Source organism: Fibrobacter sp. UWH6, from assembly GCF_900142465.1.
GTDB lineage: Bacteria > Fibrobacterota > Fibrobacteria > Fibrobacterales > Fibrobacteraceae > Fibrobacter.
Window position 1 is genome coordinate 37,879 of record NZ_FRAX01000008.1, and the last position, 13,050, is coordinate 50,928.

General features: G+C 51.4%; 13 protein-coding genes. 2 read left to right on the forward strand and 11 right to left on the reverse strand.

Annotation, left to right across the window (positions count from 1 at the left end; all coding sequences use genetic code 11):
• Nucleotides 1–18 precede the first annotated feature (18 nt).
• The 7 genes from BUB73_RS08500 to tyrS all read right to left on the reverse strand — a co-directional run bounded on the left by BUB73_RS08500 (nt 19) and on the right by tyrS (nt 8,085).
• Nucleotides 19–2,259 (reverse strand): tetratricopeptide repeat protein, encoded by a 2,241-nt coding sequence (locus BUB73_RS08500; protein WP_249269422.1) that lies wholly within the window; start codon nt 2,257–2,259, stop codon nt 19–21.
• 11 nt (nt 2,260–2,270) lie between these two features.
• Nucleotides 2,271–3,788 carry an OmpA family protein gene (locus BUB73_RS08505; protein WP_249269423.1) on the reverse strand — a complete coding sequence of 506 codons (1,518 nt, stop codon included), beginning with the start codon at nt 3,786–3,788 and terminating at the stop codon, nt 2,271–2,273.
• 187 nt (nt 3,789–3,975) lie between these two features.
• Entirely contained in the window at nt 3,976–4,176 is a 201-nt protein-coding gene (locus BUB73_RS08510) for a hypothetical protein (protein WP_073158531.1), read from the reverse strand.
• 124 nt (nt 4,177–4,300) lie between these two features.
• Nucleotides 4,301–5,095, reverse strand: coding sequence for a 1,4-dihydroxy-6-naphthoate synthase (locus BUB73_RS08515; RefSeq protein WP_073285108.1), 795 nt, complete (start codon nt 5,093–5,095; stop codon nt 4,301–4,303).
• A gap of 108 nt (nt 5,096–5,203) precedes the next feature.
• A complete protein-coding gene (locus tag BUB73_RS08520; RefSeq protein ID WP_073285025.1) occupies nt 5,204–5,887 on the reverse strand; it encodes a phosphorylase family protein in 684 nt (227 codons plus the stop codon).
• Between the two features lie 2 nt (nt 5,888–5,889).
• A complete protein-coding gene (locus BUB73_RS08525; protein ID WP_073158526.1) occupies nt 5,890–6,846 on the reverse strand; it encodes a 1-phosphofructokinase family hexose kinase in 957 nt (318 codons plus the stop codon).
• A 21-nt stretch (nt 6,847–6,867) separates the two neighbouring features.
• Complete coding sequence (gene tyrS, locus BUB73_RS08530; protein ID WP_073158523.1) at nt 6,868–8,085, reverse strand: tyrosine--tRNA ligase; 1,218 nt, start codon at nt 8,083–8,085, stop codon at nt 6,868–6,870.
• Nucleotides 8,086–8,345: 260 nt separating this feature from the next.
• Between tyrS and BUB73_RS08535 the strand changes: the two genes are divergently transcribed.
• Entirely contained in the window at nt 8,346–8,975 is a 630-nt protein-coding gene (locus BUB73_RS08535) for an outer membrane beta-barrel protein (protein WP_158535463.1), read from the forward strand.
• A gap of 47 nt (nt 8,976–9,022) precedes the next feature.
• Here the strand turns inward: BUB73_RS08535 and BUB73_RS08540 are convergent, their stop codons facing one another.
• The 3 genes from BUB73_RS08540 to rpsU form a co-directional block, all read right to left on the reverse strand.
• Nucleotides 9,023–10,555 (reverse strand): sigma-54 interaction domain-containing protein, encoded by a 1,533-nt coding sequence (locus BUB73_RS08540; RefSeq protein ID WP_073285028.1) that lies wholly within the window; start codon nt 10,553–10,555, stop codon nt 9,023–9,025.
• Nucleotides 10,556–10,629: 74 nt separating this feature from the next.
• A complete protein-coding gene (locus BUB73_RS08545; RefSeq protein WP_073285030.1) occupies nt 10,630–11,100 on the reverse strand; it encodes a GatB/YqeY domain-containing protein in 471 nt (156 codons plus the stop codon).
• Between the two features lie 159 nt (nt 11,101–11,259).
• The gene (gene rpsU / locus BUB73_RS08550; protein ID WP_014546541.1) at nt 11,260–11,469 is read right to left on the reverse strand and encodes a 30S ribosomal protein S21; all 210 of its coding nucleotides are present in this window, start codon (nt 11,467–11,469) and stop codon (nt 11,260–11,262) included.
• A gap of 198 nt (nt 11,470–11,667) precedes the next feature.
• Here rpsU and BUB73_RS16905 point away from each other — a divergent pair, with 198 nt between their 5' ends.
• A complete protein-coding gene (locus BUB73_RS16905; protein ID WP_073158512.1) occupies nt 11,668–12,456 on the forward strand; it encodes an SPOR domain-containing protein in 789 nt (262 codons plus the stop codon).
• A gap of 71 nt (nt 12,457–12,527) precedes the next feature.
• Here BUB73_RS16905 and BUB73_RS08565 read toward each other — a convergent pair whose 3' ends face one another.
• Nucleotides 12,528–12,968 carry a hypothetical protein gene (locus BUB73_RS08565; RefSeq protein ID WP_073158509.1) on the reverse strand — a complete coding sequence of 147 codons (441 nt, stop codon included), beginning with the start codon at nt 12,966–12,968 and terminating at the stop codon, nt 12,528–12,530.
• Nucleotides 12,969–13,050 lie beyond the last annotated feature (82 nt).

Genomic DNA, 13,050 nt, shown 5'->3' on the forward strand with positions numbered 1-13,050 from the left:
AAAAGGGAAGAACCCGGATTACTCCAGGTCCTCCAGTTCATCAAGTTCCTGCTGAGCTTCCTGAGATACACCAGCACCCTGACCCATCTTGGTCTTAACGGTTGCCAAAGTAAAGCCAGCATCATCAAGAATACGCTTACGGTTGGATTCGAAGCGGTCACTCTGGATTGCTCTCTGGTTGAATGCAGCGTAGTCTTCGATAGCTGCATTAGCCTTATCAAAGCTGGGCTTGAGAGCTTCACGCTTGCTTTCCACACGGGGAGTGGGCAGCTGGCGAGCGAGGTCAAGAGCCTTAACCTGCACAGAGTCGAAATCATCCTGCATAGCTTCGTATGCCTGGCGAGCGCTATCACGGGCAGCCACAGAAACAACCGGCTGTTCAGTGCGCTTTTCAGCCTGTTCGAGAGCCTTGACAGCACCGTTGTAGTCCTTCTTCATGAAGTGGCAGTAACCAATCACGAGGTAGGCTTCAGAAACCAGGAAGGATTCCGGGAGGTTGCTGACGATCCACTGAGCGGGCTTCATAGCTTCATTCGGCTTGTTAACCTTGAGGAAGGACCATGCAATGCCGAGCATAGCTTCATCGTACACCGGAGAACCGGGCTGGACCTGACCATACATCTGAGCAGCAGCACCGATGTCAGCCTTTTCGCCAGAGAAGAACAAGTGGCCGAGCTTCACACGAGCAGCATCCTGCAGGTCGCGTTCAGACTGGTTGGAAACGGGCTGTTCGGTAATGTCGCGGAAGCAGTTTTCAGCTTCGTCGAACTTGCCGAGACGGCTGTATGCGATACCCATGGTATAGCGAGCATAGAAGTAGTTGGCGTTACCCGGAAGAATTGCAGCGAGCAGGTCGACAGATTCCTGATAGAGACCCTGTTCGAACTTGATCTGGCCTGCAACGTAGTCAGCGTCAGCCTTAACGTCGCTTTCACCGAACTTCTGAGCAATTGCCTGATACTTAGCCATAGCGTCAGTGTACTTGCCTTCCTTATAGTCGATGTTCATCAACTGGAAGTGGTACTTGGCGCGTTGGTCACTCTGCGGATAGCGCTTGATAGCGTCTTCGTACACAGACTTTGCAGCCTTGTGCATACGGAGGTTTTCAAAGGACTTTGCCTTGTAGAAAGCAGCCTGGTCAACAAGGTGGAATGCGGGGTACTTGGTCTGAACCTTACCGAAAGCATAAGCAGCTTCGAGGAACTGACGGTTCAAGTAGAGACGCATTGCTGCACGGTAGTCGTTTTCAGGTTCGATCTTCAAGCGGCGATAACGTTCTTCACCAATCTTTTCTTCGCGGGTGTCACCGAAGCGAGAAGTAATCTTCACGGCCCAGATGAAACCACGATTCTTCTTGGCATAGAGGTCATCGTGAGACATTTCCAGATCCAAAGCCAGGTAACGGAAGATGCTAACATCCTTAACGTTAACGGTGGCACCTGCAACCGGGTAGCCTTCCTTAGTAAAGCGGAGGCGGACACCGAGATGAGAGGACAGGTAATAAGTCAAGGTGAAGCTCATTTCCGGGTTCACACCGTCACCACCTTCGGTATCGGAGTGGAACACGTCGATGAGGGAAATTTCAGCCTTTGCTTCGAGAGAGCGGTTGAGACCGCGGTAGAAGAAGGAAAGGTTCAGGTTGCTGGGGATGTTGTAGGCATCATCGCGATCGCCACCGAAGAAACCCGGAGCGACGAAGCTGCCACCATCTTCTTCCATGCTGATGCCCGGCTGAGCCAGGTTCTGCAGGGCCACACCTACCAAGAGGTAGCCATACTTAGAAGAAGCAAGGGGATTCCAGCTAACACCCACGTCAGCACCGACGGTCAAGTGCTTGACATCGTCGAACTGGTTGATGTAAAGAACGGAAACATCGATACCCAGAGCAACACACTGCATCAGGTTGTAAGCATAGCCGAGCAACCAGGAGTATTCACCATAGGACTTACCGCCATCAATGGAAGCACCGTTTTCGAAGAAAGACAGGCCCAAAGTGTGCTTGTAATCCATGGGGAAGGTCAAGCTGACGTATTCCTGAGAAGCTTCACCACTGATGGAGCTGAAGAAAGCTGCGCTGAATTCCAGCTGTTCAGTTTCTGCAATTCCTGCCGGGTTGACGTACATGGCGGTATTGCCACCGAATTCTGCAAACCAGTCATTCTGCTGATACTTATGCGGAGAATAAGTGGCTTCTGCAAACAGAGAAGTGCTGGCTACTGTGAGTCCGAGGACTGCGGTTTTAATAAAACTAGAACGCATCACTTACTCCTTTACTTAATATCCGTGCGGATGAACTCGATACGACGGTTCTGAGCACGACCTTCCGGTGTCTTGTTGGATGCGACAGGCTTGGTGTCACCCATACCGTCGGTGACCATACGGCTTTCGTTAATACCCTTTTCTACAAGGAAGTTCTTAACGGCGGCAGCGCGATCTGCGGAAAGCTGCTTGTTCTTGTCTTTGTTACCAACGTTATCTGTATGACCGACGATTTCAAACGTTGCTTCGGTGAAGGTTTCCATAATGTCGACAACCTTCATCAGAGAGATGTAGGAATCCGGAGTAATCGTAGCCTTACCAGATTCGAAGTTAACACCTTCAAGGACGAACACCTTCTTAGGCGGCTGGGGAACTTCATCCGGGCAACCATCTTCGTCCTTGTAGCTGTTGAGAGTTTCAGCCTGTTCGGGGCAGAGGTCAACGCCCTTACAGACGTGAGCGAAGTTGGCCAGCATACCCTTAGCTTCTACCCACGGGTCGCAGAGACCGTCGCGGTCGTTATCTGCATCCGGGCAGCCATCGTCGTCCTGGAAGCCGTCGAAGTCTTCAGCTTCTTCGGGGCAGTTGTCGAGGCCGGTGCAGACAGAAGCATACTTGTCGGAGAAGCCTTCTTCGGAAACCCACGGATCGCAGAGGCCATCGCCATCGGTATCCGGATTACGAGTTTCTTCAACGGCTTCTTCTTCCTTCACCAGTTCGGCAGCAGTCAGACCGATGTCCAGCTTGCCCTTACCGCGCTTCAGCATCGGAGAGGTGGACTGGCAGTAGAAGTTCGGCTTGGAGAGCGAAGGATTCATGAACTTCGGATCCAAGGAAACGTTAGTGCGGTTCACCTTGATGAACTGGTTGAACGGATAGTAGTTCTTGTAGATGTTGTTGTATTCCACCTTGGTCTGGCCGGCAGCGGGGTCGGCGAACACACCGTAGTAGTGGTTTTCCATGAAGATGTTGTTGCGGGCAATCACGTTGGTCGGGCCCTTGAGAGCGAGACCGGAGTAGCCGTTACGGAGCACAACGTTCTGTTCGATATAAGCGTCGAGGGACTTAGCACCCCAGGCCAGAATGCCGGACCAGCGGTTGCCGTACACCACGTTATTACGAAGATGCGGGAGGGAAATGAAAGCACCGATACCGGTTGCCTTGTTATCCATCACGTAGCAGTGATGAATGTAGGGGGCTGCGTTTTCGCACAGAATACCTTCGAGGCCGTTCTTCACAGTGAAGTGAGACATTTCGGCGCCAGAAGTACCCATGACGGTCGGACCGCGACGGCCACCATCGATGATGGTAGTGAGCGGGTCCTCGCCCTTAAGCACAACGCCCATCACCAAGGTGATGTTTTCGTTGTAAGTACCGCGTTTGACGAGGATGGTATCCCCGGCATCTGCATTACCGAGTGCGTCTGCAATCTTCTGGTAGTCGCCAGGCACGTTGATATTCTTTGCCATGGCGGTTCCAGTCAAGAGCATAGCCCCGGCCGTGATCAAGACCAGTTTCTTTAGGGTCATACTGCTACGTTTCTCCAATCATAGAACACATAAAATTCATGCATCTATACTACCCCCAATGGGGCAAGTATAAAATTCAAATGGGAATATACCTTCAAAAACGCCATTAGTCAAACGATTTTCGCAAAAATGGGCAAAATTATCGTAAAAATATTGTGATAGTGGTCGCATTTGAAGTTTTCCCAGGTCAATCGTCGGCTTCCGGTTCGTCCTTTTCGCCGTCCTTCTTCGCCCCCTGGATGGAGACGCGAATCTCTTGGCAGGTTTTCTTTATGTCCTGCAACACTTTACGAGCTCTTGTACCAGCGGACTTATTGCCGCGCTGGAACTTCTCGTACTCGCGCTTAAAGTTCTCGACTTCCTGTTCAAGATCGTTCACTAAACTCATAAGCAAACTCCAAAAAAAAGATGCTGTAGGGAAAATAATTAAAGTTTTTTCTAAAAATTCGCCATTTTGTAAAATTAAGTTCACATTAACATAATATTACAATAAAACGAAACCCTTCAACAACTTATAAACCACGTACCAACGTCCACAAATGATCCAGGGCGGCCTGGCCGCGTTCCCCGACGTTTTCGGAGAAGTCATTGACAAACATCCTGATGTGGGCTTCCATGACAGAATCGTCCTCGATCTGAGCCTTTTCGCTGATAAAATCGGTGATGAGCGTATCACGGGAGCGGGCCATTTGCAGACTCTTCCGGATTTCACTTTCAACCAGTTTAACGGTCTCGGGTCCGAGTTCCCTTCGCGCCAGCGCAATTCCCAGGGGGATCGGGGTTCCAGTTTCCTGTTCCCAGAAGGCACCAAGATCCTGCAACAGGAACAGACCGTCCCTTTTCCAGGTAAAACGATGTTCGTGGATGACAACGCCCTGAGGAGCCTCCTTGGAGCGCAAGGAACGATAGACTTGGTCGAATAGGGCGTATCGCAGGTCTGCGGGGACTTTCCGGGTTCGGGAATGCCAGAAACGGAACAGCAAGGCGGCCGTGGTGTCGCAACCGGGCAAGGTTACCGGCAGGGAATCGTCAAAGGACTCCCCCACTGCGGAAAGGAGCAGAGGTCCGCATCCATAGCCGATAGCGCCGCCACAGCCCAGGCAGACATAATCCTTTTCCACCTTGGGGTAAACCTGGGCGCTCACCTTGGCCACGTCCAGTTCGCCACGGCGGACCATTTCGTTCAGGGTCTGGACATCGGCAAAATGGACGTCCCAGTCAAAAGGGGAACCTTCAAGGCCCTTTACCAGGGCTTCGTAAATGTAGGTGTCATTGGGGCAGGAAGAAATTCCGAGAGAAAGTCGCATAAGAGATGAGGGGTGAGAGACGAGATACAAGATATGAATTACTAATTAAACAGCTAGCGTTTCCATCCTGCGAACCCCCTTTAGCCGTTTCGCTTCAACCTTTTCGCTTTACGCTAAAATGGTTGCGCGCAGTTTTTCTAGGGCTTCCCTGGATTTCCACTGGCTCTTGTCACGGGATGTGGCAAAGTTGCTAACGGCGCGGATCTGGAAAGCGGGAATCTGGAATTTTTCGCAGACCGCGAAACAGGCGATGCCTTCCATGGACTCTACGTCGCAATCCAGTTTCTGGGAACGCAAAATGGAGGTACATTCCGTACCGGTGCAGCAATTTACGGTTGCGCCTCTGACAGATTTCAGGTTGGAAACAATGTTGCGGATGGATTCCGGAGCCTGTTTGGGAGAAGCGGCGTGACGAGCTTTCGCCCAGGAACTAAAGGAACCGTCCTGCTCCTCGCAGCCGTAATCGCCCAGCAAGTCTTCGTCGACACGGACCACGTCAAGAAGGTTCAGACAACGGTTCGGATATGCGCCACAAATACCGACGTTGACTACTGCAGAAACGGCAATATTAGTTTGTCTACACTCAAGGAGGATGCTTGTCAGACCAACAGAAAAATCCAGGGCACCGACGTCAAGTACGCAGGCGTAGGCACCGCCGGGAAATTCATCGATAGGGATCAGCTTATTGACAGCGTCGGGATATTCTGCGGACGCCTTGGGGAAGACCGCCGAAAATTCCATAGCTGTCGCAAAGGCAAACAAGGGTACATTTTCAAAGGCGGGCTTTTCCATAATCACTCCAGTTTTTCTACGGCTTCGGCCAGGGACGCCTGCAGTTCCGACACACGTTCCAGCTTAAGATTCCAGGGACGATCCGTTTCGCAACGGGCTGCGGCGACTGCGGTGGCAAGAACCAGACTGTCTTCGAAAGACATGCCCTGGGTATCTGCGTACAGCCAACCGGCAAAGAAGGAATCACCTGCACCAACGCTGTTCTTGACCTGAATTGTAGGCGGCTGGATCTGGACTCCCTGGAACTTTCCTTCTAAAAGTCTGAAGGCTCGTACCGGAGATTCCTCATCCGTAACCACAAGGTTCTTGATCGGCAGACGTTCCAAAACCGCCGTGGCGGACATCTTCCAGAACTGGGGGCTGGACATGACCAGGGGAATTCCCATTCGTTCGCACAACTTGCAGTATTCCTGCATGTTGATCTTCAGCAGTTCCACGCCCTTGGCAAGCCAGGCATCGATGTCTTCTACGGCATCCACAAAAATTTTTTTGCCGGTAAAATCCAGGGAATTGATCTTATTGACATCAAAGCCCTTGGGGAACGTTCCACAAAGGGCCACACGCTGGGTGGAGTCCCAGTAGTCGTTCAGGTTCTGCAGGAAATCATCATTCTCGGATTCGGTCAGAACGGGAGAGGGTTCAATCAGCTCCGTAGATTCACCAGCACTGACGATGGTGGTACAGATTCGGGTCGGTTCCTTGATCCACACCGGGGCCTGCTGAACACCGCAAGCGGAAAGTTCATCAAAGATGTGCGAACCGTTCTGGTCGCCAAGGAAATGCATCAGAAGAGCCGAACCGCCCAGCAGCTGCAGGACGCGACCACAGTTGATGCCCTTGCCCGAGGCGTATTCCTCTACCTTGGAAATACGATGTACCTCGCCAGGCGTAAACTTGTCCAGGAAGAACAAGCGCTGCCAGGCGGGATTCAAACCGAGGATGAGAATTTCTTGAGCCATACCCAAACCCTTAAAACACCCTTAGAAGTTCACCTTGTAGAACTTACGCTTACCCACCTGGATAACCATCTGGTCACCGCCCTTGATTTCAATCTGGGCCTGGGGGTCAGCAAGTTTTTCACCGCCAATCTTTACGCCACCGTTCTGGACCATGCGGCGGGCTTCACCCTTGGAGGCAAAGGCCTTGACTTCAACGAGGAGGTCGAGAGCGCCGTAGGAACCGGCTGCTACAGAGCATTCTGCTGCGTCGCTAGGAATGGCGTTACCGCTGTGGACTTCCTTTTCCTTGGCGGCGGCAGCGACCGCGGCTTCGGCGCCGTAGTACTGGGTGACGATGTCAATAGCCAGGCGATGCTTAGCTTCGTTGGGGTTCATCTTGCCGGAAGCCACGTCAGCCATCATCTGCTTGATTTCTTCCATGGGGATTTCGGTCAAGAGTTCGAACCAGTTTTCAACGATGCTGTCAGCCAGGCTGTAGATCTTGTGGTACATCACGTCCGGGGCTTCGTTGAGGCCCACGTAGTTACCGATGGACTTGGACATCTTGACCTTGCCGTCGGTACCAAGGAGGATAGGCATGAAGAGACCGATCTGGGGTTCCATGCCTTCAAAAATCTGAAGGTCGCGACCGCGGAGCACGTTGAACTTCTGGTCGGTACCGCCAAGTTCCACGTCGGACTTGATAGCCACGGAATCGTAGCCCTGCATCATGGGGTACATGAATTCGTGAAGGCTAATGGGGGTATTTGCAGTATAGCGGTTGTGGAAGTCTTCGCGTTCCAGCATCTGGGCTACAGTGAACTGGCCCATGAGTTCTGTGACCTTGCTGAAGTCCAGCTTGGAGAACCATTCGCCATTGTAGTGGATTTCCACCTGGTCGCGACGGACAACCTTGAAGAACTGTTCCTGGTATTCCTTGGCGTTTTCCAGAACCTGTTCGTGAGTCAAACGAGGACGGGCCTTGTTACGGCCGCTGGGGTCACCAATCTGTGCGGTGTAGTCACCGACGATAAGAACAACGGTATGACCCAGATCCTGGAACTGACGGAGCTTGCGCATCACAACGGTATGGCCGAAATGAACGTCCGGTGCGGTGGGGTCCACGCCCATCTTAATACGGAGGGGAACGCCAGTCTCGTAAGACTTCTGGAGTTTCTTTTCGAGTTCATCCTGCGGGACGATATCGATAACGCCGCGCATCAAAATATCAAGCTGTTCTTTAACAGGACGGAATTGCATAATTTTCTCAGTGGTTAGTGGTTAGTGATTGGTGGTTAGGAAATGCTAGCCATCAATCAACTAAAGCCCATGGAAAAAGAGTGAATTTTCATTTTCTACGGGGAAAGATAGAAATTAGTAGGAAGTAGGTAGTAGGTAGTAGACAGGAGAAAGGTCCACGGAAGGCGCCTTACCAAAGATTAACAAAAGTTTACAAAAAAACAACAATCTACTATTACTCTTTTTTATCTTTTACGTTGTTCAATTTTAGGAGGATTACCTTGAAAAAGAGTTTGTCTATACTCGCTCTTGCTGCGGCGTCCACTTTTGCGGCTTCTGCACCCCACACCCATGACGGATTTTTTCTGAGTTTTGCAATGGGACTGGGTTTCCAGAGCATTGATTTTGTCCTTGGTGATTATGATGACGAAACAACCAGTCAATCGGGGCTAGCAACAGACATTGATATAAAAATCGGTTTTTCCTTAACAAACAACCTCGCCCTTCACTTGACCCTTGCTGGCAACACCCCCACATCCACGATTTACGATCTTGAAGATTTTAACGAGGATGACGAATTCAAGGATTTTAAGACAAACCTTTCCATCCTCGGCATCGGTGCTACATACTATTTCCCGGGCAACTACTTAGCATCTGCGTCTATCGGCGTCGGACAGTTCCGCGTATGTGATGACATTCCCACATTCCAGGCCAATGTCCAGGGGAATCCAGACGATTACTCCCGCAGTGGCTTCGCTCTCCAGCTGGCCGGCGGCAAGGAATGGTGGATCAGCGAAAACTGGGGTATCGGCGCAACGGCCGCTATTCTGTACGGCAGAGAAACTAATCTTGGCGACGCAACTGAATCTTCCATCGGTATATCCGCAAGGCTTACCGCAACTTGGAACTAAAGTTTCTACGATAAAAAATTACAAGGACCTCCCCAAAGGAGGTCTTTTTATCGGGTAAATGCAGCTAGGTCGATGCCTAGCTGTTTTATTTTGTACGTAAGAATGCGGGGCGTGGTGGAGAGGCTGCGGGCGGCAGCGGCCATCTTGCCCTTGGAACTCTTGAGGGCATCGCAGATGATGTCGCGTTCGTAGGCTTCCACCATCAGCTTCAGGTTGCCGGACACCTGGGTGCCGGAAGTTTCTGCCGTCTGCAGCGTTGTGGGGAAATGGTGCGGGTAGATGACGTCTTCGTCGGTCACGAGGACCGCGCGCTCGATGGCATTTTCCAGCTCGCGGACGTTGCCGGGCCAGGGGTAGCTCATGAGCATGTTGATGGTGGTGCGGGCCAGACGGCGCACATTCTTACCTACAATACGGCAGTAATGTTCCACAAAGTGGTCTGCCAGAAGAACAATATCCGTCTTGCGGTTATGCAGGGCGGGAACGTAAATGGGAGAAATGTGAAGCTGGTAGTAAAGGTCCTCGCGGAAAGTTCCCTCGGCCACCATCTGCTGCAAGTTCTTGGTGGTGGCGGCAATGATGCGGACGTTCACCTTCTTTGAAAAACGGGCGCCCACGCGTTCCATTTCGCCGTCCTGCAGAAGGCGCAAAAGTTTCACCTGAAGGTTGGGAGAAAGCTCCGCCACTTCATCCAGAAAGAGAGTTCCACCATCAGCCTGCTCCACGCGGCCCGGAGTTTCCGTAAGCACGCCAACCAAGGCGCCACGCTCGCTTCCGAAAAGTTCGCGGTCCAGCACAGATTCTGGCATAGAGGCGCAGTGGACGCGAATGTAGGGATGAGTGTTGCGGTCGGAACGGTAATGGATAGCTTCAGCCACGAGGCCCTTGCCGGTACCCACCTCCCCCACGATCAACACGGGAAGAGGATTCTTGGAAACCTGGTCGATCTGGGCGTAGACACGCTGCATTTCACTGGAGCGACCGATAATATTGTCAGGCTGGAAACGGTCCTTAAGCTCCATGGTCAAGCGTTCATTTTCGGCCTTGAGGATCTCGTTTTCTTCGCGAGCCTGACGGCGCAATTTCACGGCCGCGGCCAACATCTGGGCGATAATTTCCAGAAGGCGAAGTTTTTCGGGAAGCTGTTCTTCCACAGGATCCTGGACGTCGGCACTCAAGGCACCAATGACCTCATGTTCCATGATCACGGGAACGCAAAGGAAAGCACGGTTTTCATCCTTACCACGACCAGTACGGTCAAGGAAGTTGGGATCCTTACCCACAGAGGGAATGATGACCGGCTTACCAGTTTCCACCACGCGGCCAGTGACGCCTTCACCCACCTTATAGCGACCCTTACGGGCCTGGCGGCTGGAAAGGCCTTCTGCAATTTCAATGGAGATTTCGCCGGTATGGCGATTATACAAAGTAAGGGTGGCATGCTGCACACCCATGGTAGACTCCAACACTTCAAGAATGGGATGAGCCACATTCTCGAAGTCCAGACTCTGGTTCAAAATGGAGCTGATCTTGTAGAGCAGCTCCAGTTCTTGAATCTTACTTTGTTGTAGTTTTTCCATCTAGTAGTTTTCGCTGGATCCTTCGCTTCGCTCAGGATGACATCACTGTCTACTTCCTACTAACCACTGTCTACTTACTTCAGGGCTTCCTGGACCAGGGCGCTGACGCGCTTGCCATCGAAACGGCCCTTCACCTTGGGCTGAAGTTCCTTCATGATCTTGCCCATATCCTTGGGAGAGGAAGCACCAGTTGCAGCCTTGATTTCGGCGATGAGAGCCTTCACTTCTTCTTCGGAAAGTTCGGCAGGCATATACTTCTTGTAGATGGCGATGACAGCTTCTTCAGCGGGAATCTTGTCTTCAAATCCACCCTTCTTGAGGATTTCAATGGCTTCCTGCTTCTGCTTCACGCTCTTTGCCAGGGCATCGACGCACATTTCGTCGGTAATGCTTTCGGTAATCTGGGCGGGAGTAGCGCCGGCCTTCATGGCTTCATTCTTGATATCAGAATGAAGAGTGCGAAGAACGCTGAGAGTTTCGGAATCATGAGCCTTCATAGAGGCCTTGATATCATCAAGAATGCGAGTCAACAATTCACTTGCCATATTTTTCCCTTTGACTATAAACACCTAATGAGCCACCAACCACAGGTTAGCGACTCACAAAGTAGAAAGTTTCGCTTTTTAGGAATGCCCGGCTACGCGTAAGCTAGACATTCTCCGGCGTGACACTATCTGGACTGTACCCTAGACAGGGCGACCAGACTAGTAGAGACGCTTGCGGTTCTGGTCAGCGATTTCCTTCAGGCGCTTGCGACGAGCAGCAGTTTCGATGCGCTTCTTTTCTTCAGAAGGCTTTTCGAAGCGCTGACGCTTCTTGACATCGGAAATGATGCCGTTCTTTTCGCAAGACTTGGTGAAACGCTTGAGAGCGCGTTCGAAAGGTTCGTTGGACTTAACAATAACGCCGATCACGATAATCCTTTGGTTAAGTTTAAAATTCAAAATTGGATAGCCAAATATATTTATTCCCAATAGTTCCGTCAAGGGTAATAAAAAAAAGACCCTTTTTATTTTTTTATAACTTGCGGAATATCAAAGACTTATGTATATTTTAACCGAAAATCATATAGCTTATTTTTTTGATACATTCAATAAAATTCGGAGATTTTGATGAAATCCCTTTCCGTTTTTTCTGCGAAAATCGCAACGATAATTTCTCTTGCCGCGGCATGTTCGATGTTCGTTGCCTGCAACGAAGAGGAAGACCTCGTTCCCCAGATGGAACCCGCCAAGCCCGCCGCCCAGGCAGCACCCGCTCCCAAAGCAGCAGCTCCCGCCCCGGCTCCCAAGCCCGCCCCCGTCGAAGAAGCTAAGAGCGCAGACGAACCGGTCCTGGTTCCCATCCAGTCCCTTTCCAACGACAACAAGGATGATGCTCCCGCAGCAGTTGCCGCCCCCGAAGGCAGCAACCAGCCCGGCAGCAAGGGCGACTTCGTAATTCAGGTCAGCATCCAGTCTTCCAAGAAGGCCGCTGACGGTATCGTAAAGAAACTGGCAGAACAGAATATCAAGGCCTACATCGCCGAAGTCGAAAATCCGGGCGAGCTGGAAGGCACATACTACCGCATCCGCGTCGGTTTCTTTGAAACCAGCAACGACGCCCAGGAATACGGTAAGCAAGTCCTGAAGGCATTGAATTTTGCATGGTGGGTCGACAAACGTAAGAACGACGAAGTCGGCAATCCCGCAGGCGATTACTCCAGTGATATGGAAGAAGACGACGAAGAAGAAGAGGAAGAAACTCCGGCTCCGGCACCCAAGCCCGCACCGGCTCCTGCTCCTACTCCGGCTCCCGCTCCTGCCCCTGCACCGGCTCCGGCACCCGAGCCCGCACCGGCACCCGAGCCTGCTCCCGCTCCCGAAGCACCGGCCGCAGACGGTTTCGACGACTGGGACTAATTCAAAAAAGAGATTAAAAAAAGCTCCGTTCCAAAGGAACGGGGCTTTTTTTAATTGCTTCAAAAAACGAACTACATTTCGCCGCGGCTAACGAAATCGTTGAAACTTTGGCATATGTCGTTAAAATTTTCTTCGACTTCGTCCAAGCCCTCTGCAGCGCCGTATAAATACTCGCTGTATTCATCAACAGTTATCTGCAAGCCGGAGCATTCGACCTGGTAGCTGCCATCTCTCCATGAAGCAGCTTCTTCCTTCTGATCAGCACAAGCCACATCGGCATCCGCCTGAGTCGAGTAACCATAAACAGAATGGAAGGTCACCTTGGAGTCGCTAACCACAGTTGCAGTGGACGTATAGGAAATACCCATTACGTATTCGCTCAAAGTCACAGAGTTTCCAGACCTGGAAACACTACATTGAGCACCCTGGGCATTAGAGCTGCTATCACCACAGGCAGTTAAAGAGAACATGGCACCAGCGGCCACGACAAATGCGAATTTACTCAAGTTCATAATTCCTCCTTTTAAGAAAGTTAGCTCAAATACACTCTTTTTCTGCCAATCATTGAAAGCTATTCCACCGAAATCTATATTT